The sequence below is a fragment of the Pseudoalteromonas sp. MMG024 genome (assembly GCF_021654175.1).
In the GTDB taxonomy this organism is placed as follows: Bacteria; Pseudomonadota; Gammaproteobacteria; order Enterobacterales; family Alteromonadaceae; genus Pseudoalteromonas.
The window spans coordinates 171352-193859 of sequence record NZ_JAKFZO010000004.1; the positions used below are offsets into that span (position 1 = coordinate 171352).

At 40.0% G+C, this 22508-nt stretch carries 18 protein-coding genes, 12 tRNA genes and 1 pseudogene; 15 read left to right on the forward strand and 16 right to left on the reverse strand.

The window, feature by feature from the left end; genetic code table 11:
- Position 1: 1 nt before the first annotated feature.
- Genes rsxD through nth form a run of 4 tightly spaced genes read left to right on the forward strand, consistent with a single transcriptional unit; the run spans position 2 to position 3023 of the window.
- The gene (rsxD, locus tag L1068_RS05425; RefSeq protein ID WP_237129412.1) at positions 2-1057 is read left to right on the forward strand and encodes an electron transport complex subunit RsxD; all 1056 of its coding nucleotides are present in this window, start codon (positions 2-4) and stop codon (positions 1055-1057) included.
- Positions 1057-1695, forward strand: a complete 639-nt coding sequence (rsxG, locus tag L1068_RS05430; RefSeq protein ID WP_237129413.1) for an electron transport complex subunit RsxG — start codon at positions 1057-1059, stop codon at positions 1693-1695. Before rsxD ends, rsxG begins: the two co-directional genes overlap by 1 nt.
- On the forward strand, positions 1688-2386 hold the full coding sequence (locus tag L1068_RS05435; protein ID WP_054980447.1) for an electron transport complex subunit E: 699 nt from the start codon (positions 1688-1690) through the stop codon (positions 2384-2386). The genes rsxG and L1068_RS05435 overlap by 8 nt, the downstream gene beginning before the upstream one ends.
- Positions 2387-2390: 4 nt before the next feature.
- The gene (nth, locus tag L1068_RS05440) at positions 2391-3023 is read left to right on the forward strand and encodes an endonuclease III (RefSeq protein WP_237129414.1); all 633 of its coding nucleotides are present in this window, start codon (positions 2391-2393) and stop codon (positions 3021-3023) included.
- Positions 3024-3139: 116 nt separating this feature from the next.
- On the opposite strand, the gene L1068_RS05445 is transcribed toward nth, so the two are convergent.
- Positions 3140-4237, reverse strand: a complete 1098-nt coding sequence (locus L1068_RS05445; RefSeq protein ID WP_237129415.1) for an alpha/beta hydrolase-fold protein — start codon at positions 4235-4237, stop codon at positions 3140-3142.
- 147 nt (positions 4238-4384) lie between these two features.
- On the opposite strand from L1068_RS05445, the gene L1068_RS05450 reads away from it, so the two are divergent.
- Both L1068_RS05450 and L1068_RS05455 read left to right on the forward strand, forming a co-directional pair.
- Positions 4385-6406, forward strand: a complete 2022-nt coding sequence (locus tag L1068_RS05450; protein WP_275419455.1) for a winged helix-turn-helix domain-containing protein — start codon at positions 4385-4387, stop codon at positions 6404-6406.
- Between the two features lie 45 nt (positions 6407-6451).
- Positions 6452-6535 (forward strand): annotated as a pseudogene (locus tag L1068_RS05455) (endonuclease III); the annotation flags it as partial.
- Between the two features lie 74 nt (positions 6536-6609).
- On the opposite strand, the gene L1068_RS05460 reads toward L1068_RS05455, so the two are convergent.
- From L1068_RS05460 to L1068_RS05470, 3 genes are all read right to left on the reverse strand, one after another.
- Complete coding sequence (locus tag L1068_RS05460; RefSeq protein ID WP_237129417.1) at positions 6610-7503, reverse strand: DUF2306 domain-containing protein; 894 nt, start codon at positions 7501-7503, stop codon at positions 6610-6612.
- A gap of 93 nt (positions 7504-7596) precedes the next feature.
- On the reverse strand, positions 7597-8745 hold the full coding sequence (locus tag L1068_RS05465; protein ID WP_237129418.1) for a helix-turn-helix domain-containing protein: 1149 nt from the start codon (positions 8743-8745) through the stop codon (positions 7597-7599).
- A 165-nt stretch (positions 8746-8910) separates the two neighbouring features.
- Positions 8911-10110: a type III PLP-dependent enzyme gene (locus L1068_RS05470; RefSeq protein WP_237129419.1), complete on the reverse strand. Its 1200-nt coding sequence runs from the start codon at positions 10108-10110 to the stop codon at positions 8911-8913.
- A gap of 574 nt (positions 10111-10684) precedes the next feature.
- Here L1068_RS05470 and gloA point away from each other — a divergent pair.
- The gene (gloA, locus tag L1068_RS05475; RefSeq protein ID WP_010559821.1) at positions 10685-11074 is read left to right on the forward strand and encodes a lactoylglutathione lyase; all 390 of its coding nucleotides are present in this window, start codon (positions 10685-10687) and stop codon (positions 11072-11074) included.
- Between the two features lie 69 nt (positions 11075-11143).
- On the opposite strand, the gene L1068_RS05480 is transcribed toward gloA, so the two are convergent.
- The 9 genes from L1068_RS05480 to L1068_RS05520 all read right to left on the reverse strand — a co-directional run bounded on the left by L1068_RS05480 (position 11144) and on the right by L1068_RS05520 (position 15933).
- Entirely contained in the window at positions 11144-11791 is a 648-nt protein-coding gene (locus L1068_RS05480; RefSeq protein ID WP_237129420.1) for a Qnr family pentapeptide repeat protein, read from the reverse strand.
- Between the two features lie 236 nt (positions 11792-12027).
- On the reverse strand, positions 12028-12510 hold the full coding sequence (locus tag L1068_RS05485; protein WP_237129421.1) for a prepilin-type N-terminal cleavage/methylation domain-containing protein: 483 nt from the start codon (positions 12508-12510) through the stop codon (positions 12028-12030).
- Between the two features lie 125 nt (positions 12511-12635).
- A tRNA-Glu gene (locus L1068_RS05490) sits at positions 12636-12711 on the reverse strand.
- Between the two features lie 106 nt (positions 12712-12817).
- Positions 12818-12893: transfer RNA gene (locus L1068_RS05495), tRNA-Glu, on the reverse strand.
- A gap of 95 nt (positions 12894-12988) precedes the next feature.
- Positions 12989-13064: transfer RNA gene (locus tag L1068_RS05500), tRNA-Glu, on the reverse strand.
- Between the two features lie 95 nt (positions 13065-13159).
- Positions 13160-13235 (reverse strand) — tRNA-Glu (locus L1068_RS05505).
- A 96-nt stretch (positions 13236-13331) separates the two neighbouring features.
- Positions 13332-13407, reverse strand: a tRNA-Glu gene (locus L1068_RS05510).
- Between the two features lie 53 nt (positions 13408-13460).
- Positions 13461-13536: transfer RNA gene (locus tag L1068_RS05515), tRNA-Ala, on the reverse strand.
- A gap of 468 nt (positions 13537-14004) precedes the next feature.
- The gene (locus L1068_RS05520; protein WP_237129422.1) at positions 14005-15933 is read right to left on the reverse strand and encodes a winged helix-turn-helix domain-containing protein; all 1929 of its coding nucleotides are present in this window, start codon (positions 15931-15933) and stop codon (positions 14005-14007) included.
- A 114-nt stretch (positions 15934-16047) separates the two neighbouring features.
- On the opposite strand from L1068_RS05520, the gene L1068_RS05525 reads away from it, so the two are divergent.
- The 8 genes from L1068_RS05525 (at position 16048) to L1068_RS05560 (ending at position 19596) form a co-directional block, all read left to right on the forward strand.
- On the forward strand, positions 16048-17055 hold the full coding sequence (locus L1068_RS05525; RefSeq protein WP_237129423.1) for an alpha/beta hydrolase-fold protein: 1008 nt from the start codon (positions 16048-16050) through the stop codon (positions 17053-17055).
- Between the two features lie 242 nt (positions 17056-17297).
- Positions 17298-17373, forward strand: a tRNA-Val gene (locus tag L1068_RS05530).
- A gap of 19 nt (positions 17374-17392) precedes the next feature.
- Positions 17393-17468: transfer RNA gene (locus tag L1068_RS05535), tRNA-Val, on the forward strand.
- Between the two features lie 19 nt (positions 17469-17487).
- Positions 17488-17563, forward strand: a tRNA-Val gene (locus L1068_RS05540).
- A gap of 22 nt (positions 17564-17585) precedes the next feature.
- Positions 17586-17661 (forward strand) — tRNA-Val (locus L1068_RS05545).
- A gap of 19 nt (positions 17662-17680) precedes the next feature.
- A tRNA-Val gene (locus L1068_RS05550) sits at positions 17681-17756 on the forward strand.
- A gap of 17 nt (positions 17757-17773) precedes the next feature.
- Positions 17774-17849: transfer RNA gene (locus tag L1068_RS05555), tRNA-Val, on the forward strand.
- A gap of 127 nt (positions 17850-17976) precedes the next feature.
- The gene (locus tag L1068_RS05560; protein ID WP_237129424.1) at positions 17977-19596 is read left to right on the forward strand and encodes a response regulator; all 1620 of its coding nucleotides are present in this window, start codon (positions 17977-17979) and stop codon (positions 19594-19596) included.
- A 4-nt stretch (positions 19597-19600) separates the two neighbouring features.
- On the opposite strand, the gene L1068_RS05565 is transcribed toward L1068_RS05560, so the two are convergent.
- Genes L1068_RS05565 through ligA form a run of 3 tightly spaced genes read right to left on the reverse strand, consistent with a single transcriptional unit; the run spans position 19601 to position 22440 of the window.
- Entirely contained in the window at positions 19601-20083 is a 483-nt protein-coding gene (locus L1068_RS05565) for a DUF2919 domain-containing protein (protein WP_237129425.1), read from the reverse strand.
- Complete coding sequence (locus tag L1068_RS05570) at positions 20080-20424, reverse strand: DUF3392 family protein (RefSeq protein ID WP_237129426.1); 345 nt, start codon at positions 20422-20424, stop codon at positions 20080-20082. The genes L1068_RS05565 and L1068_RS05570 overlap by 4 nt, the downstream gene beginning before the upstream one ends.
- A 3-nt stretch (positions 20425-20427) precedes the next feature.
- Entirely contained in the window at positions 20428-22440 is a 2013-nt protein-coding gene (ligA, locus tag L1068_RS05575; protein WP_237129427.1) for an NAD-dependent DNA ligase LigA, read from the reverse strand.
- Between the last annotated feature and the right edge of the window lie 68 nt (positions 22441-22508).

Consider the following 22508-nt stretch of genomic DNA (forward strand, 5'->3'; position numbering starts at 1 on the left):
CGTGCAATTATCCTTAAGCAGCTCGCCACACAAACACAGTCATAAGTCGCTCAGTGAGCTTATGCTCAAAGTTGCCTTTGCAGCAAGCCTAGGCGTTGCCTGTCAGGCTTACTTTTTTGGCTTTGGTGTAATTATTCAATTATTGCTAGCAATTATCACGGCAATTGCCGCCGAAGCTTTTGTGCTAAAACTGCGTAAGCGTAATATAAAATCCGCGTTAAGCGATTATAGCGCTGTGCTTACTGCCGTGTTACTTGCTATCAGTATACCGCCGCTTGCGCCTTGGTGGGTGATTGTTATTGGTACCGCATTTGCCATTATTTTCGTTAAACAACTGTATGGTGGCCTTGGTTTTAATTTATTTAACCCAGCGATGGCAGGCTACGTGCTGTTGTTAATTTCATTTCCGGTGCAAATGACAACATGGTCACCTCCCATTGAACTTGCATTCAATCAACATACTTTGTTAGATGAGATTAGCGTGATCTTTACCGGCATAACCCAAAGCGGCCTAACAACCGAGCAATTAAGACTCGGCGTGGATGGCGTGTCTATGGCAACCCCACTCGATACACTAAAAACGAGTCTTAGTAAAGGACTCACTACTTCAGAAAGTTTACAAAACCCAATATTTGGCGAACTTGCTGGTATTGGTTGGCAATGGGTTAATCTAGGATACCTAATAGGCGGCGTTTATTTACTAAAAGCGCGCGTTATTAACTGGCATATTCCAGTAAGCTTTTTAGCTAGCCTTGCAATTTGTGCCAGCATTGGTGTGATGTTTCACCCAGGTGTTAGTACCGGTCCCATGCTTCACTTGTTTAGTGGCGCAACTATGTTAGCCGCATTTTTTATTGCCACCGACCCGGTGTCTGCATCAACAACAAACAAAGGCCGTTTAATTTATGGTGCGTTAATTGGTCTACTGGTGTACCTGATTCGCACTTATGGCGGATACCCTGATGCTGTTGCGTTCTCAGTATTGTTACTCAATATGGCGGTGCCCTTAATTGACTTCTACACGCAGCCAAAAGTGTATGGCGCTAAGGAGCAGTAATGTTATCTAAATCAATTTCTAAAAACGCTCTGATTTTAGGAGCGTTTGCAATTGCCAGTACTGCGGTTGTAACCCTAACTTATATCGCAACTAAGCCTGCGATTGAACACAATAAACAGCAAAAGCTAATGGACACATTAGGCCAAGTTATCAGTGAAAATGACTACGACAACACACTTTATTTAGACTGTGCACAGATTAAAGAAGATTATTTAAATCACGCGAGTGATACCAAAGTGTACCGCGCTAAAAGTGGTGATAAGCCAGTTGCGGTGGTCCTGCAATCAACTGCACCAGATGGTTACAGCGGTAATATTGAAATTCTTTCTGCCATTTATATCGATGGCACAATAGCTGGTGTACGCGTTATTGAACACAAGGAAACGCCAGGGCTTGGTGATAAGGTAGAAATTCGTCGCTCAGATTGGATAACCAGTTTTGATGGCAAGCGCCCTACTTCAATTAAGGATACATCATGGGCAGTAAAAAAGGATGGTGGTCAATTTGATGCATTTACAGGTGCAACAATAACGCCTCGCGCGGTGATTAATGCCGTTAAACGCGCAAGTCTTTATACCCAAAATCAGCATCAAGCACTGTTTAATCAAGATAATTTATGCGGAGTAAATAATGACTGAACAACTGCGCGATATAATTAACCAAGGACTATGGAAAAATAACCCAGCATTGGTACAACTGCTTGGTTTATGCCCATTACTGGCAGTATCGGCGACCGTAACCAATGCGCTTGGTTTAGGATTAGCCACCTTGTTTGTATTGTTAGGGTCAAACGTCACCGTAGCAATAGTACGTGAATGGGTACCGAAAGAAATCCGTATTCCGGTATTTGTGATGATCATCGCAGCCTTTGTAACCATGATTGAACTTTTAATGAATGCCTTTAGTCACGAGCTTTACTTATCACTCGGTATTTTTATCCCATTAATCGTTACCAACTGCGCGATAATTGGCCGCGCCGAGGCATTTGCCTCTAAAAATTCTGTACCACTAGCCGCATTTGATGGTTTGATGATGGGACTCGGTTTTCTTGCTGTGTTAGTGCTATTGGGCGCTATGCGTGAATTATTAGGACAAGGTACTTTGTTTGATGGTGCACATTTACTGCTGGGTGATTGGGCAAAAGTGTTACGCATTGAAATAATGCAAACCGAAACAAAGTTTTTACTTGCGATTCTCTCGCCAGGTGCTTTCTTAGGCATGGGCTTGCTTATTGCGTTAAAAAATTACATTGACGCCAAACAGCAATCACAACAAGACGAACCAATTACTGAAAAAGCGCCACGCGCACGTGTCACAAGCCTGGACTAAGTAAATGAATAAAACAAAACGCCGCGAAATATTAGAGCGTTTACGCGCCGATAACCCAGAGCCTAAATCAGAATTAGAATATTCAAATCCGTTTGAATTATTGGTTGCTGTTACCTTATCGGCACAAGCAACCGATGTTGGCGTAAACAAAGCTACACGTAAACTATTTCCAGTAGCAAACACTCCAGAAGCCATAGTGGAATTGGGTATGGAGGGTTTAAAGGAATACATAAAGACCATAGGCCTTTATAACTCAAAAGCTAACAATGTTTATAAGTTAAGCCAAATCTTAATTGAAAAACACAATAGCCAGGTACCTGAAAGCTTAGAAGCCCTCGTTGCCCTGCCCGGTGTTGGTCGTAAAACGGCTAATGTTGTCTTAAATTGCGCTTTTGGCTGGCCAACAATCGCAGTCGATACGCATATATTCCGTGTATCAAATCGTACTAAATTCGCCATGGGCAAGGACGTCGATAAAGTTGAAGCGAAACTTGAAAAAGTAGTGCCCGCCGAATTTAAAGTTGATGTTCACCACTGGCTTATTTTACACGGCCGTTATGTGTGTGTTGCCCGCAAACCTAAGTGTGGCAGCTGTATTATTGAAGATTTATGTGAGTTTAAAGAAAAAACCGAGTAACTTTCTTGCACATGATTCTCAGTGTCACTGTTTTGTCTATATTGCGTAAATATTTATCAATACAAAAAAAGTAAGAGCAAGCCAACTTGCTCTTACTATCAGGCTTTTAACACTCGTTATAAACTCGCCAACCTTTTTTGATATTCACCTTGTCGTGCAGTATCGTGAGCAGATAACGCTATCGCTTTTTTAAGCCACTTAGCCTCTTTTATTGCATCACTTTTTGCGTGTGCCACATCCGCCAACAACACATAGCTAAAATGTGATTTAGGGTATGTTTCTCTCGCCATTTCTGCCGCATATGCTGCGGTATCAATATAATCCATGCTAATCATTGCACCTATTAAATCTCTAAAATAAAACTCGGTCGGATTAACCTGATATCCGATGCGTTTTGATAATCCCTCAAAGTGAGTTTTAAGAACACTTTTATTTTCCATGATTGACGGAATGTATAAAAACCAGTCTTTATAAATTTCGGTTAACCCTTTGTATAAGCCGATGTGAGGTATTGTCATGTGATCTTCATCTTCAAACAGCTGTACCTGATGAGTCGCGTTTAAATGAGGATATTTAAGTAACATAGTATTCAAACGGGCAAAACTATTTATCGGTGTTGTAAACGGTGTAATCCCTTCAAATTGAAAATAAACCTTAGGTTGTTTTTTTTGGAGAAATGCATCAGGCAATCGTTCGAACATCACTTCATTGCCCATGGCAAAATTAGGGGCCAAAGCAAAAAACACATCAAAGTCTTTTGCATTTTTAATATAAGCGTTAACCGCAAATGAGCCGCCTAACGAATGCCCTGCAAAAATCGAATAATCAAGCGTACGGTAATTTTTGTTGATGAAGCCTTTTACTTCTTCCACAATAAACTTTCTTAAATTTTCAGCTTTTAGGTTTGGCTGCTTTTCTTGCGTATAAGGCTTTAGTTCATTCCAGCGATCAGGTGTGAAAATACCTACAACAATCATTGGGCTGATACCATCAGACAAATAGTGAATCATGCTAGCAGTATGATCGAGTTGGCTACTTGCGTCGGTTAAATACAAAACAGGAAAGTTGTAAAACGGTTCATCCTCATAATTGGATGGGAGTGATACCACAATCTTCCTTTCTTCATTTAAGTATTTGGAGTTAATTGTAAACGTCGTTCCCAATTGGTTTGCATTTACCCAACCTAGCGGCAGCATAGCGAGTAAAATAATCATTAAAAAAGTCTTCAATTTTTTATTTCCTTTTGTTTTACTAATTGCTATTCAAGATTGCCAACGCATCACATAAACATTCAATTTAGAAAGTCCTATTTTTCTCTTAGGAAAGTCTTAGGCCTTAAAAATTAAGGGATTAACAGCAGTATGCACGCTTTTCAACTTGGCCGATTTTATGTCGAACCTGCAAAAGGAAGTATTTCTGACGGCGAAAAATCAGTCACCATTGAGCCTAAAGCAATGGCAGTATTGTGTGAACTAAAATCCAATCAAGGTAAAGTCATGAGTCAACAAACTTTATTTACTCTTGTTTGGCCAGATAGAATTTTCTCGCCCAGTTCTTTACAACGTGTTATCGCAATTATTCGTAAGGCTTTAAATGAAACCAGCCAAAATCCGACTTTTCTATTTACCCACCCCAAGTTGGGCTATCGCTTAGAGGTGCCAAGATCACCTCAAATAAATCACACGTCTAATATTGAAACCAAGACTCCTAAAATTACCTCTAATATCATGACGATCACTGCAGCAATTTTGATAGCAGTGTTAATAATATTGCTGTTTGGTCGCAACTTAATTACTGGAAACACGCCTTCCGTTAGTCTCACACCCATCACTTTTGGGCAACAAGCAGAATTTAATTCGAAACTTTCAAACGGTGGCAAGTATGTGAGCTATCAAAGTAAGTCAGCTCCAAACGCCTTATTTCTTAGTAACCTAACTAACCTATCGAATGTTAGACAATATGATTTTAAACACCCTGTGGTGGATTACATCTGGCGAAATCAATCTTTACTAGTACTAATACAAAACGCTCAAAGCTTGTTTTCGTTATTTCAACTACAAGTAGATAAACAACCGTCTCAAAAACTAATTGTTGAATTGAGTCAGTGGAATAAGATTAGCGAACTCGCAATGGGAGACAGTGGTTATGTTTGGTTTATTGGCCAATATAAAAATAAGCAAGAGTACGTTTTAGTGCGACAAGACTTAGTCTCTAACAGTGATAAAAAACTCCTTGAACTTGGCAGCTCAGTAATTAGCAGCTCACTTAGTGCTTCACCACAAGGGCTCTACTTTCATTATTTTAATGGAACAGAAAATAAATTTGGCCTCATCAATCGTGAAGGTCAAAGCGAGTATATTGACGTTAATACGCCAGATATTGTCGATTTACATTGGCACCAGCAATCAACATCCTTGTTGATCAGTAATCAACTAACAAGTGAACTGTACGCAATGCAAGATAACGAATTAAAGCCTATACGTTTGCCGACAAATGAGGTTTTAACTGATATTTCAAGCTCTCAAAATACACTTGTTGCGACATTAGTAAGACAAGATATGGATATTGTTCGTTGGCAAAACACTAATAAAGCGAACTCAACTTTCAAGCAGCAAATTACAAAGCGACCAGTTGAAAGCAAGCCAATGTATAAAAAAACAATCGATACGAAATTTGCCGATTACCAAGCTAGCTTTAATAACAAACGAGATATCGCTTTCTTATCAACTAGAAATGGAAAGCCACAAGTATTTATTCGAAATAATAACCAAACATACCTTGCTTTCGAAAATCACCAAAATATTGCTTTTATACCTCCTTTGGTATGGTCTCCACTTGGTAAGCAGTTAGCCTTCGTCGTTCAACACAAAATTTATGTTCATAATACCCAAACGGAACAAACTAATGCGCTCGATATCAAAGAAGAAATAGCAACTGTCATGAGTTGGTCATTAACTAATAGCTTAATACTAAAGTTAACCAACAACGAGTTCATTGAATATAATTTCACCACTCAGCAAACAAAGCTCTTAGGGTTTAGCGGTTTAGATTTCCTCGCCAAAGACGCTGACGGGAATTTTTTAGGAGTTGGCGCTGGAGGTTTATTCTGGGCAGACCGACAAATATCATTTGATCAGGAATTAAAGTTTGCCTTTTATCACGACCAGCACTTGATAATTCATGTGAAAAGCGAATCTGAAAATAAGCTTGATGTTTATAACAACCAACTAGAGTCTGTATTTTCATCAAATTTAGATGCGACGTGTCATCACCTTACAGGTATCGATTTGAGCGATGTAAAAAATATTTCTTGGCTATGTACCCAGTTAGAAGCAAACGACAGCGAAGTAGTCTTAGTTGAAAACCTTAATTTTCAACTTTAATAATAGGCTTTTTTCAGTACTTTTTGCCAGGGCAACTATCGCACTCGATACGTATGTGTAGTGCGAAAACCAAAATGCGGCAGCTGTATAATTGAAGACTTATGCGAGTTTAAAGAGAAAATCAACTAAGCCAATTTAACTTCATAGAAATTGTTAATATCAAAAAGCCATGAAGATAACTTCATGGCTTTGTTTATAAGTCATCAGAGCGAAATCGGTCCACCACTTAACACTTGTAACAAAAACGGGGTTAACCCTACTACACCGACTAACATCAAGACTGTAAGCAAGACCAAAATAGCAGTTGCCAAAAGTTTTAATTTAAGCCCCTTCTTTTTATCTGCAATAAAATAAAGTTCAGCCATGCCTAATGGTAGTAAAAAGCATGCAAATGTCCAAATAGTGAAAAAGATATCACCAAAGGCAGGGTTACCACCCAGCATGGTACCCGTAATCAAGTAACTAAAAACACCAACACGCAAAAACCACTGTGCATTTGATACTAAGAATAGTCTTACTGCCCATTTTCGATGATTATTAAACTGCTTAGCTCGCGCAGTTTTTACCGTTAGGTAAGCAAAGCCCAAAATGAGAAACCCATTTACGGATGTTCCTATTGCTGCCAGCAGATCAGGGCTCGCACCACGTACCCAAGTTAAATAAAAACCCGATAATGCAAGGCCAAAAACTGTGACTAAATAGATATAACCATTTATTTTATGAAGCTTAGGTGCCAAAGCTCTTAATTTCGGCAAAAGCTGTAATGCACCACCAAAGGCGACAATACCCGCACCAATCGCATGCACAGCAAACACCGTATTGCCCATGGTATCACCTACTTTAAAAGGTGTGCTTCCAAAAGCTTCCCATCGGTTCCAAATTTCAATATTGTCGTTTATGACAGAAAACCCATAAAACGCCATAATGTAATAAAAGAAAAACCACTGCCCCAACAAGATCGCAATAAACCAAAATATCGCTGAATATTTAAATAGCAAATTAATCATTTTGCGCTGTGTTGCTTTAACAATGTTAGATTTCTGCTGTGCACTTACCTCGTTTGTAAGTACCGATAAATCATCTGTTGACGAAGTCATATCCTATCCCTCTATTCGAAATTATTTGAACAAGATTGTGCTAAGACAGGGTTTGTTTGTCGTCCGAATGGGCATATTCGGACGAATTCGCCATTAATTTGTTTGGTTTTTAGTCATGTTCGCTTTTTTATAAGCTGTCGGTGTGGTCCCCGTCATTGTTTTAAATGCCGAGTTAAATGTCGATTTTGATTTAAATCCCACATCATAGGCTATGGTTGAAACTAACTTGTCACTATTGGTTAGCAATTCCTTGGCTTCTTCGACACGGTAATGATTAACAAACTTGAAAAAATTAGTTTTCAAATATTGTGAGAGGGTTTCTGATATATAGTTTTCGCTTACTGAGATTGATTTCGACAAGCGATTTAACGACAAGTCTTCATCTTTGTAGAGTGTTTTTTCGGTCATTGCCAAAATGAGTTTTTCTGATATTTCCTCCATTTTATCATGTGAAATGACCGTCTCTCGAGGTTTATCTTCGAGCTCTGAGTCCTCTTCATTTTCAAAAAACTCTATCTGCTTAAGGGCAAAATGTGTAAACGTTATCAGAACAACTAGTTCAATAAAGGGAAATATAGCGCCCATAATGTGCCACTTAAACCCAAGTAATCCAGCAACATAATTAATGGCGTAGACAAGCCAAATAAAGCCCCACAATACCAACAATACTTTTAACCAATCCATAGCCCGCTGTTCAATAGCAGAATACTTTTCCATTAATTTAGCGGTATGTTTTGCATGTAAGCGAAAAGCGGCAAATAAATAAACAAAGGTAAATACAAGAAAGACAATCGCGGTAACAACACAGGTAGTGACTGCTAAGCGCCATAAATTGGGATCTCGAATTAAAGGATCAGCTAATGCTAACTTTTGCTCTGGGCTAATAAAAAATAAAAATGGCACCATCAGCACTAAAATTGCAATAGGCCCTGAAAGCGCAAAGAAACGCTGCTTGGTTGTAACCTTAAACTTTGCAAACATTGCTGTTGCAGCATAAAAATAAAATGCAGGTCCCACTAACATTCGAATTGGTAGCTGAAAACCTGCTATTGCAGGGGCATATTGATACAGACCTGTAAAAATATAAAGCTCACCTAGAATATGGATTAACAGTAATACAAGTAAAGCAAAAAGATAAACACCTTGATTAGAGTTATATGACTTGGCACCACGAACAATCGAAGATACAACGACTCCCATCATACTCGAATAAACAACTGTTGGAATCAGATCTACCGCCATACACTTCACTAATAATTAAAAAGAATTAGAAAAAGGATACACCAAGATCAATAACGTTAACATGCTCTGTACGTTAGACTCTGTTTATAGGCAGTATTTTAAACCCTTCGCTTTAAGGTGATTAAAAAGAAAGGCAGTATTCTGCCTTGCTTTATTATCTGAACTTTATGCACTTACAACTAGGTTGGTGTTCTCAACTTCATTTAATACCACTGTAGCGGCGCGCTTAAAGAAGTTAAAATCTGTTGCCGTACATGAAGTATACGCGCCCATCATGGTTGAGATAATAAGGTCGCCATTTTCCAGTTTAGGTAACATAATTTCTTCGCGGATCACATCAATGCTGTCGCATGTTGGGCCTGCAAGTACCGACATAAAACGCTCACCAGTTGTTTGCGCTGAATCAATTTGATACTTAGCTTCATCAAACATTAAGCCGCTAAACGAGCCGTATAAGCCGTCATCCAAGTAATACCACGTTTTACCGCCGCGCACCGCTTGCCCCATTACCGAAGCAATATTAGTTACCGCTGTTGCCACAATAAAACGCCCAGGCTCAGCAATTACGCGCACTGTTTCTGGTAATTTTGCTAATGCATCACGAATAGGTGCACAAAAGTCAGCAATATTTGGCACTTCTGGTGTGTATTTCACAGGGAAACCACCACCAATATCAAGTGTACTCAGTGCAGGTAAACCCGCATCAATTACCGCCAACATAATGTGATGGCATTTGGTAATCGCATCTGCGTATTTCACACCACTTTTGGTTTGTGAGCCAACATGGAACGATAGCCCTTTAATACGAATACCTAAATCAAATGCATGTTGAATTAGTGTTATAGCATCTTCAGGTAAGCAACCGAATTTTTTCGATAAGTCAGCTAATACCTCAGGGTTTGGAAAGCTAACGCGTACCAATAACTCAACCTGATCTTTGTATTTTTCAAACTTATCAATTTCGTTGATGTTATCAACCACAAACACATTGCAGCCATACGCAAGTGCATGTGAAATATCAATATCACGCTTAATTGGGTGCGTTTGAATTGTGCGCTCGCTCGGTACACCTACTGATTGAACGAGGTCGACTTCACCGTTTGTTGCTAAATCAAAATACGCGCCTTCAGCAAGTAATGTCGTTACTACCGCAGGGTGTGGTAATGGCTTAAGTGCATAGTGTAAATCAACATTGGGTAATGCAGACTGTAACGCGCGATATTGTGTTCTGATCAGATCACAATCAAGCACCATAAGTGGGGAACCAAATTGAGCAACTAATTGTTCAGCTTGTGGTTTTTCAATTACTAAACCGTGACAAGCATCAACATTGGTAATAGGGGCCATTACAGGTGTTAAAGACATAGCGATTCTCCGAGCAGTGTCAATAAAACTAAACTAATCAAATAAACTCATTATGAGTTCGAGCGAGTTAAACATACTTAAACATTCAAGTTCACTCTTGGATAGTTGCTCTATCGCCTTGCTGCAATAAATTGCAATGTACTCGGATTGGCTATCAACAAGAAGCGTGCGAATAATAAATCAGATTTTTTTAGATGCTATCTTTTTTATTAAAATTTAATAGAAATAGTTAAAACGAAATTAAAGCTATAAATATCAATTAATTAAAAACATTTAAAAAAGTGACTATTCAGACACAACCGTAATGCTTCGCGTGTAGTTTGAGCGAGCAAGAAAATGCAGAAAACAACAAAATAAAAGCGTTGCGCGATTTTATTGTGAATAATTCAAAAGCAGCCAAATAAACTAGCCTTTCTCAGGCGCTAGCAATTTATTTAAAGGCTTTGTCCGCAAAGCCTTTAAAAATAATGTACTGGGCCCAATAATCTATAACAGTAAATTACTGTTTTACGCTTAGCGATAAGCAACAATTTTGTTAAGCGTAAAAATATAAAACCTGTTTATAGGGGCACATATGCGTTTGTTACACACCATGATCCGTGTTGCGGATTTAGATAAGTCTGTTGAGTTTTATACCAAAGTACTCGGTATGAAAGAGCTGCGACGGTCTGAAAATACTGAGTACCGTTATACGTTGGCATTTGTTGGTTATGGCGACGAAAAAGACAATGCGGTTATTGAGTTAACCTACAACTGGGATACCGATAGCTATGATCATGGCAATGCATTTGGTCATTTAGCCATTGAATATGATGACATTTACGCTGCGTGCGAAGAGATCAAAGCGCTAGGTGGTGTTGTATCGCGCGAACCAGGCCCAGTAAAGGGCGGCACAACCGAAATTGCGTTTGTCAAAGACCCTGATGGTTACTCTATTGAGCTAATACAAAATAAATTTAAGTAGTAGCCAATTGGCTATCGGTTAGCTCATGATAATCACTGAGCTAACCAAACCAACAGATATAGTCTTTTATTACACCACAACTACGCCTAAGTAATTTAGCAATGACGCTTGCTGCCATGGGTTAATTTTAACACCCGTCAAATCCACTCGACGGGGATCTAATCCGTCTAGATCGATATCGGTCAGATCGCAGCCAGTTAACTTAAATTGTCGCCAACTTTCCGGTGAAAATTCACCGCCACTTAAATCCGAGCCAGACAAAGACGCATCTTGTAAATTAGCGCCAATCCAGCGGTTATTATTGAGCTTACATTTTTCAATGCATTGATTATCGAAATTCGCATACGATAAATTGCAGTTAGTCATTTCAACACTGCAAAAATAGTTTCGGTATGAGATTTGATTTGCAAAACTCGTTCTGAAAAAGTCCGCGCCTTTGAGGTCACACTGATTAAACTTAGCACCAAAACAATTTGCACCAATAAATGCGCAAAGAGACAACTGACAACTAATAAACTGAACATCTTGCAATTTGGCATATGAAAAATCACACCCTATTTCATCGCCTTTCTCTATAAATACACACTCAATAAATTGCGTATCTTGCAGTTGTGTTCGTGAAAAGTTGCAGCGCAAAAAATGACATTGATTAAACACACTATGAGTTAAATCTTGTTGAGAGAAATCTTTTTCAATATAAGTCTGCTGTTCAAACATGCCGTTACCCGTTAATTTAGTTAGCGGCAGATTAACATTAGAGAAAGATTATTCAATAAAAATAACTCTTTAAAATACAATAATTTAAAACCGCTCAAATCTGGGTTTTAAGACATCTAATTAACAACTGGAAGCGATAAAATAATTCAAGCCAAGAAACCGAGCTGAAAAATAATTTATGCGCTTAAACACGGTTCTAGCGTTGATTTAAAAAATTAATTAACGCTTGGCTTTATTTAACAACCAGTAAGTACTTGTTGATACACAGGTGGCGTGCTGGCTGATGCGGCTTGGGTATAACGAAAATAGCAATTATCATCGCTTATTTGCGTATCCCCATCAAAATCCCAACCAATATAAGTGAATCTAATACCTTGATATTGGATCTGCAGATCGTCGGATAAGCTAATGCGCTTCTCAATATCTGTATTATCCAAGTAGCCCCACATAAGTCGCGTCTCAAATGAACCATTATTATCAAGGTCAACATCAAAGAGATCAGGTCGCCCAGGAACGGCTTGTGTTGAGTAGCTTTTCATTAGAGATTTGTAGTGAACAAGATCATTAGCTTGTTCAACGCTTACTTGGATTTGATTGATCACTTCAGTGCGCGCATCGCTCGATAGCCCCATAAACCTTGGTATAGCAGTAACAGCTAATACACCGAGTATTACAATGACAATAATCAATTCTATAAGCGTAAATCCACGTGATTTCATAACAGCGTTAAATCAATAAGAACTTGGACGTTTATAATATAGCAATTATCTAATAATTCGAAATTAAATGAGCTGGTTACTTGATTTAGACACAGAGATATTTAGAAGAGTATATTAAGAATAAGTGGCGTCCCCTAGGGGATTCGAACCCCTGTTACCGCCGTGAAAGGGCGGTGTCCTAGGCCTCTAGACGAAGGGGACGCAGTATCTTTAAGATAATGTGTCACTAGGACTGGTTATTTTTACTCTTACCATACGAGCTTTTAATGACTCACCCCACTTTTTTAAAACTAAGCTTAAAAGTAAGTGGCGTCCCCTAGGGGATTCGAACCCCTGTTACCGCCGTGAAAGGGCGGTGTCCTAGGCCTCTAGACGAAGGGGACAACATGGTGCTGTCACTAGGACTGGTTATTTTCACTCTTACCATACGAGTTTTAATGACTCACCCCACTCTTTTAAAACTAAGCTTAAAAGTAAGTGGCGTCCCCTAGGGGATTCGAACCCCTGTTACCGCCGTGAAAGGGCGGTGTCCTAGGCCTCTAGACGAAGGGGACAACATGGTGTTGTCACTAGGACTGGTTATTTTCACTCTTACCATACGAGTTTTAATGACTCACATCACTCTTTTAAAACTAAGCTTAAAAGTAAGTGGCGTCCCCTAGGGGATTCGAACCCCTGTTACCGCCGTGAAAGGGCGGTGTCCTAGGCCTCTAGACGAAGGGGACAACATGGAGTTGTCACTAGGACCGGTTATTTTCACTCTTACCATACGAGCTTTTAATGACTCACCCCACTCTTTTAAACTTAACCTTAAAAGTAAGTGGCGTCCCCTAGGGGATTCGAACCCCTGTTACCGCCGTGAAAGGGCGGTGTCCTAGGCCTCTAGACGAAGGGGACAACATGGTGTTGTCACTAGGACTGATTATTTATACTCAAACCATAAGAGTTATTGGTGGAGCTATGCGGGATCGAACCGCAGACCTCCTCGCTGCCAGCGAGGCGCTCTCCCAGCTGAGCTATAGCCCCAAACTGCACCTTCAAGAGATAACTCGTGTATCGCTGAAGACGGGGCGCATTTTATGGAGCTAGCAAAACAAAGTCAACATTTTTTTAAGCATAGTGCATTGTTCGCACCATTTTTAATCAAGATGAACACTTGTTCACCAAGATTGTGATTTTTCGACCTGTTTCAACAGCCTAGCTATCAATATTTATACATATAATTGAAGCTAGAGCGTGTTGACCTTTGCTGTCTATTTCTGCAGCAGCTTGTTTGGAATTTAGACGAGGCAGAGCGATTGTCGTGTAGTTAATTTACATAAATGAGCGATAACACGGTATAAATGCCAAACAAGCGCTGCCTAACAGGTTCAACCCAAAGCGTTTTGTTCTTTGTTGTTGCTTCTTGACTTAGCCCGCTAGGCCTACAAAGCAACGTCGCGATCAAAAAGCTTTGGATTTGAACAGAATTTAGACCACAAAGATCAACACGCTCTAGTATAGCCGCATCAAAGTCGATTTAACGGCGATATCCTGATAAAACCAAAATTTCCCTTGTTTTTCTACACCTGCCAATATCGCATTTTCATCTACCAATATTGTTTCAAATTCTGCTGTGCGTGGGTTTATACGAATTACCATGTAGCCTTCTGTCTTTTTAATACTGGCAAACAAATCTTCACCATCACTAAAAAGATCATCCACCCTATTATCAGAAATCGTTAACAGTGTATTGACTTGCCCTGCTTTATTTCGTTGCTTAATGGTGTTGTTATTTTCAACAAAGTAAATATTGCCATTATTATCACCTGTTACACAACTCGCTTGCTCATTACCTAGCTGAGTAACTTCAAACGAATCTAATGACAGTGTACTTGGGTACGTTTTGCCATTAATCAACTGGTGAACCAATAGTGTATTTTGTTGCGGTAAAAATTGCCTAATAAACACTGAATGTGAAAGCGAGTGTATTTGTTTTACCGAGTTACCGTCATTAATAACTAACTGCTTGCCTAACGAGTAGATAAATGTGTTTTCAGACAACCAGGTAAAACCGTTTAAATGCTGCCCTTTATTCAGCTCGGCTAGAACCGTCAATTCATTATTGTGAGATCGATACAGCGCCTGCTCACCAGAGAAGTCTGATGAAAAAAGTATATCCCCACTGCTATTTGATATTGGCATTAAATTCGCACCAGCCAAATCAATTTTTTTAAACGTAGTAGGGTTTTCGTTAACTGATTTAAGCGTAAGTACTACATTTAAATGTGTGTGTTCAATTAAGATTGCGTCACCGTGTTTATCAAACTGCGCTTGGGTAATCGTTTTGTTCGTTGCATATGGCAATACTTCAGTTTTGCCACGTTCAACATCCAAAAGTATAAGTTGGGTATTCTTAGCCAGTAATAGTTGTAAGCCGCTTGCATGCCAATCAAGTGATGTGTAATTACCAACACCTTGAAAAATACGCTCTTTGGTATTCGTTTTAACATTGATAATTGAAACCGCTTTGCGCATTTGCCCTTCATCGGTCAATACCGCAACCTTTTCTAGATCTTGCGAGACTGAAAAACTAATCACACCTTTCGCATTTTCAAATACCGAAAACACTTGCGACTTAGCAGCTTTATCATCAAATACGGTTATTTGATTCAAATGAGCAATATAAATGCGTTGCCCAACACTTTTAGGCGCTACATTCATTAAATGCTCAACACTAAATAACTGGTTTGCTTGTCCCAAATGATTTAACACTAAGACATCAGTACCTTGATGATTGTTGCGCGCTGTAAATGCAGGTTGACCTTTAAACCAAAATGTATGAGTTATTTTTTGCGGCGTATTAAAAATTTCACTTTCATTCACGCCACTTTTTAACCATAACGCTGATCCTAAGTCGCCCTCTTTAACAAATAGCATTTCATTGGTATTTCTATTTTGTGAAAACGCAAACACATTCTGTTGTTTGTGTGTCAGTGGTGATAATGATGTGAAGTGCATAGGTGCTAAATGTTGCTTTTTATATACATGAGCGACAACCCCCACAACAAAAAACACTAAAACACTTATCGCCAAAAGAAATAGTTTTATCCGATTCCCACTAAATTTTGCGGCCTCTTCTTTTAAGCAATAGCCTTTTTTAGGATATGTAATTAAATAGTTCGCAGTTGCCGCTTGTTCATTAAGGGCTTTGCGAATAAGTGCAATCGCTCTTTGTATCAAGCTAGCGTTAAAAACTCGCCCCGGCCACACCTGGTTAAAAATATCCTCGCTGCTTATTACTTTACCTTGGTTATGATAAAGCAACTCAAGCACCGCCATTACTTTAGGTTCGAGTTCACTTATTCCACTTGTTGTAACAACCTCACAGCGAGAAAAATCAAACTGAAAGGTATGGTAACTATACTGCTGAGAATCGTGCATAATACGGTGCTGCCCTGCCCTAAGTAAAACTTAAGCTATTCTAAAGGCCTGAATCCTTGTGTTTTTTTGTTCAACTGACAAAGTTGTTCGACTTTAACACACAAGGACAATCCAATGAAAACTGCGCTTTATTGTTTCCTATTGCTTTTAAGCATAAGCACTTTTGCAGAAGTGAATAATGAATCTCTCACCTCAAAGTGCCTAAATGCACAGGTTACTTTTAAGGTAAGTGTTCCCACATCATATGGTACACGCTTGAACCAGTCCTACCCTGTAATTTACGTATTGCATGGGCAGTGGGATTTTACGCTTGTTCAATCCATCAGCGATACATTAAAAAATGAAATACCCGAGTTTATAATTGTGCAAGTCATTGGCAAAGGTGCGCAATTGCAACCTAATGACGCTAACATAACTGAAAATGCACGCTTATTTAGGCAACACTTCACGTCTGAGCTGATCCCGTATATAAAGAACAATTACCGCACCGCGAATTATTCAATATTAATTGGTCATTCAAATGCGGGGCGCTTTGCGATGGAACAGTTTTTAACAAAAAGCCCATTATTTAACGATTATTTTATCTTTAGCCCTTCACTTGACGATGGTTATATTGTTTCACTTGCTCAATCGGTAACAGCGTTAAAAGCGCACCTGTTTTTGAGCATTGCAAATGAAGGTGAACATATGCAACAACCATTTAATTCGTTGGTTACTATGTTAGAAAAACATCCATCTTTGTCGCTCACAAACGAAAAGTATGCTCAATATAGTCACCAATCAAGTAAAGTAATCGCTTTAGTAAACGCATTTCAAACACGCTTTTCACACTGGCAAGCCAATTATGAAACAAAAATTGCTGGATTAGGGCCGTTACTCGTACACTATAGTGCGCTACAAAAGGAGTTCGGCTTTCAAGTAATACCCAGCAAAGATGACCTTATTCGCTTGCTCGCCTATTTCGCAATAAATAATAATGGCCAAGAAGTCACCAAAATCTATGATTACTTAATTGCCCATTACTCAACTGCTGCAGAATCAATAACAGAAATCGAGCAATATCTTGAAAAAGAAGGCTACCAAAGCGCTGCTAAACTAATAAATTCATCGCGATTGCAATAAAAACTCACTTTTTTGTCGAGTGCCAATAGAATTTCAAGTGTTAGGCGTACAAAAAACAGCCCAAAAACGTAACTTAAGCGCTAACACTTGCTCTAAAAGCACTCAAGGCGTTTGACATTTATCCAAGTTGTTCATTTTAAGGCCACTTAACACATTTTTGTGAAAACAAGTATTGACTATAGTTGAACTAAATCTATAATAGCGCCCCACAACAACGCAGCAATGTGTTGTTATTCTAAAGCGGGTCGTTAGCTCAGTTGGGAGAGCATCGCCCTTACAAGGCGAGGGTCACTGGTTCAAGTCCAGTACGACCCACCACTTTAGAAATGACTATTTGGGGTCGTTAGCTCAGTTGGGAGAGCATCGCCCTTACAAGGCGAGGGTCACTGGTTCAAGTCCAGTACGACCCACCATTTAGTCACAGTTTTGCATGGGTCGTTAGCTCAGTTGGGAGAGCATCGCCCTTACAAGGCGAGGGTCACTGGTTCAAGTCCAGTACGACCCACCATTGCAAAACACTTTAATTTAGCGGGTCGTTAGCTCAGTTGGGAGAGCATCGCCCTTACAAGGCGAGGGTCACTGGTTCAAGTCCAGTACGACCCACCACTAAATTAAAATCTATAATGGGTCGTTAGCTCAGTTGGGAGAGCATCGCCCTTACAAGGCGAGGGTCACTGGTTCAAGTCCAGTACGACCCACCATTATAGAATATCAATATGGGTCGTTAGCTCAGTTGGGAGAGCATCGCCCTTACAAGGCGAGGGTCACTGGTTCAAGTCCAGTACGACCCACCATATTGAACCTACCTCTTATTAAAAATTCCTTTAAAATCAAAACTAATTCACTATTTCAACGTTAATTTATTGCTACTATTGCCACTGTTTTATATAGTTTAACTATGACCGCGCAGATAGAAATGCGATGAAAAATAAACGCTTATACGAATCCAGTATCTTACTTATAGACGATCAACCATTGGCATTAAGCTATATGAAACAATCGCTTGAAAGCTTAGGCTTTAGTGATATTTCAATCGCTGAAAATGCAAAAATGGCGTTGGGTCTTTGCCAAGAGCATACCTTTAATTTGGTTTTATGCTCATTTAACCTTGGTAAACTCAAAGACGGCTACCAACTATACGAAGAACTAAAAACCAAGCGTTTAATTAAAAACATTTGTGGCTTTATTTTTATTAGTGCAGAAACCGACACTAGCCTAGTACACAGTGTGATTGAACTTCAACCAGATGACTTTATAGCAAAACCTTTTTCATTGAAAGTATTTGGTGAACGCATTATTAAGCTATTAAAGCGCAAACAAGCACTGGCGCAAATTTACGATTTTATTGATGTTGGCAATGACTCAAAAGCACTACGCTACGTTAATGAAATGCTGGCAGACAGCAGTAAAAATCACCTATCCCCTATTCTTTTAAAGTTGCGTGGTGAACTATTACTGCGTTTAAAACGCACCGCAGAAGCCATCGACTTCTTTAAATCTGTGCTGAATATTCAAAAATTTACGTGGGCACGTGTTGGTTTAGTTGAAGCCTACATTCAAAACAGTGAATTTACCCAAGCTAAAAATATATTAGAGGTTATGCTAACCAAACCTGAAACCCGCTTAGTGGGGTATCATTTACTGGGTAAGTTAGAACTGTTTTTAGAAAACTATCAACAGGCACAACATTATTTGTCGCTGGCCTCTAAGCTAGCGCCGCGCAATATTGAACGCCAAGAAGATCTGATTATTCTAAGCAAATACAATCACGATCATGAAAAGCATTTCCGCGTTAATAAAGAGCTTGTGAAATACGCTAAGCACTCAATGCACGATAAGCCGGACATATACCTAAATTTGGCCCGCGCAGGTATTGATTATGCCCTCACGCTCGACCAAGCCGATATCGTAAATCGCCTCACCCGACAAAGTAACGAGTGTTTATCTGAATTACGCAAACAGTTCCCAGACAGCAAAGCACAAGAACAAATTGATGTGATCAATGCGCGTATTCACTATTTAAAAGATGAACGCTCAAAAGCCATTGCGCTCGTTGAACAACTAGAAGACCAGCCTATCATCCGCTCAGTAGATGATACTCTCGATAAAGCCAAAGCGTTTCATGAGTTAGGCATGCACCACAAAGCAAATCAATTGTTTGCCAAGTTAACCGAGCATTGTGGCAAATACCAAAGCGATAACGCAGCTCTGAACGCCTATCTTAAGCAAGAGCAACAAGAACGTGATGAAATTCGCCATTCACCAAAAGAATTAAACAATAATGCGGTGCATAGCTACGAAAAAGGCAAATACGAAGAAGCGCTTAATTACTTTACTCAAGCGTTTCGCATTATGCCAAAAAACGCCAACATCGCATTAAACTTGTTACAGGTGATGTTAGATACGAAACACCCTGGCAGCCAAAGTCTTAATAAAGCTATGATTTCTCGCTGTATGGACACCATAAATAACGCCAAACTCGACGCAGAGCAACAGGCTAGGCTCGATAAATTAAAACCGATGATTCAATCGGTTTTATAACTTGCTAATCTTTCTCTTTTGTTTCCGGCTCGGGCCACTCGTTAAAATAAACGCTTAAATAACGACTTTTAAGTAAATAAAGCCCTGCCCAACTGAGTAACACCAGTTGCACGGCTAAACCTATTGAGAAGCTGTAATATTGGCTTTTTGCTTGTAATAGTGACCAAGTTAAATCCATCACCACATTGCCAAGCAACAGCCAGCGCGCGTAGCGCCAAATATGTTTAGGCCACTGCATGGCATTCGGGCGCCTAAATAAATAGCAAAAAGTGACGATGATGCTAAGCCCAGCGATAGCAAGTGCAACAAAAAACTGTTGTTTTTGCGGGTAGAAGATCGCCATTAGGTTTAAATCTTCTCGCCGTGATGCAGCTGCAAAGAGCCATAAAATATAAGGCCTTAAAAGGAGCACTAACACTAGCACAAAGCCGATTGGTGCTCTAAAGTAACCGTTTTTGTCCCAATACTCTGGGCCAAAGCGTGTCATACTTGATTTTTCCTATCAGCTAACACGCCTAGTACCACAAACAACAGCAATACGGTTAACGGTAAATAACTGCGATCAATTTGTTTAATCATGGTTACCAAATAAGGGCTAACAAATACAATTAAACTACCGATCCCAACACCCGTTACTAAAATAAATACAAACGTACGTGCAACAAAGTTTTGCTGACCGATTAATCTCTTTACCGCTTTATTTAGACTCGCGCCATACACCGACGTTAAACAAATAAGCGCTATCAATACTATTTGACTCAAATACGGTGCAAGCCAAGTCGCAACTTGGCTATTGAATGAACTGAGCATATTCACGAATTCAGACATGGATTACTCGTACTTTGCAAATAACGCTAACATATCGTCTTCAGTTAAGACCTCAATGCCTAAATCTTGTGCTTTAGTGAGCTTAGAACCTGCTTTTTCACCAGCGACTAACGCGTGTGTTTTAGCGGAAACGCTGCCCGACACTTTTGCACCGAGTGCTTGAAGTTTAGCTTTTGCTTCGCTGCGCCCCATTTGATTAAGTGTACCTGTTAACACATAAGTTAAACCATCCAACGGCATTTCATCTTGTGACTTTTCAGCGATATCTGGCCAGTGCAAGCCAGCAGCGATTAATGCATCAATCACCTCTTGATTATGTTCTTCTTTAAAGAAGTAATAAACGTGCTTAGCAACAATCTCACCTACGTCTGAAACGTCTTGTAAGCCCTCTATTGAGGCGTTTTGTAATGCATCAAGGGTTTTGTAATGATTCGCTAAGTTTTGCGCTGTCGCCTCACCTACTTCACGAATACCAAGGGAATATAAAAACTTAGCAAGTGTGGTGTGCTTGGCTTTTTCAAGTGCTGCAACCAAATTTTCGGCCGACTTTGGCCCCATACGCTCAAGCGACTCAATATGGCCTTGGCTTAAACTAAATAGGTCAGCTGGTGTTTGGATCAGCTTGCGATCAACTAACTGCTCAACCACTTTATCGCCTAAACCATCAACGTCGAGCGCTTTACGTGAAGCAAAGTGCTTAATCGCTTCTTTGCGCTGCGCTTCACACACCAAGCCACCACTACAACGCGCAACAGCTTCACCATCAATACGTTCAACGTGCGATTCACACACAGGGCACGCTATCGGAAATACAATTTCTTTACTATTTTCTGGGCGACGATCGAGCACGACACTTGCGACTTGCGGGATCACATCTCCTGCGCGGCGAATAATCACAGTATCACCAATGTGTACGCCCAGGCGTTCAATTTCATCGGCATTATGTAAAGTGGCGTTAGATACGGTTACGCCGCCAACATAGACAGGCTCTAAACGGGCAACCGGCGTAATTGCGCCGGTGCGGCCAACCTGAAATTCAACATCTAATAAAGTGGTTAATTCTTCTTGTGCTGGAAACTTACAAGCTATTGCCCAACGCGGCGCACGGGCTACAAAGCCTAAAGTTTGCTGAATCGCTTTATCGTTAACCTTGATTACTACGCCGTCAATTTCATAGCCTAGCGCGGCACGACGAGCAAGAATATCTGAATAATAGGCAAAGGCGTCTTTGGCGTTGTCTGCAGTACGAATCTCAGGGCATACTGGCAAGCCCCACTCTTTTAGCTGCATTAATTGCTCATAATGGGTTGCTACCAGCTCAAATCCTTCAACCACGCCTGTGCTGTAGGCATAAAGCATCAACGGGCGAGAGGCGGTAATTTTAGGGTCTAATTGACGTAAACTACCTGCAGCCGCATTACGCGGGTTAGCAAAGGTTTTATCCCCTTTTTGTTGTTGCGTTTGGTTAAGTTTGGCAAACCCTTTATCGTCAATAAACACTTCTCCGCGTACTTCTAAACGCGCTGGAATTGACTCACCACGCAAACGTAGCGGCACGTTGCGAATAGTTTTTACATTCTCAGTAATGTTCTCGCCAACTTGACCATCACCACGTGTTGCAGCACGCACTAATACACCGTTTTCATACAAGATAGACACGGCTAAACCGTCGAGCTTTGGCTCACAGCAAAACGCTAAATCACTGGCATCTTTAAGTCTGTCTTTCATACGTTTATCAAATGCGTAAAACTCACTTTCATCAAACGCATTATCAAGCGACAACATCGGTACTTCGTGGTTTACTTTTTCAAATGCAGCAAGCGCCATACCGCCGACTTTCTGACTTGGCGAATCTGCTGATTTAAGCGCTGGATTTGCCTCTTCTAATGCAATCAGCTCACGCATTAAACGGTCATACTCAGCGTCCGGTACCGTCGGATTATCTAGCACATAGTATTGATAATTGTAATTTTCAATTTGTGCTTTAAGTTGGTTTATTTGTTCAGCCGCGCTCACGGAGACTTCCTCTATATTCGTTAAAAAAGCCACCGCAAGGGTGGCTTTTGTTAAAATCTGGTGGTGAC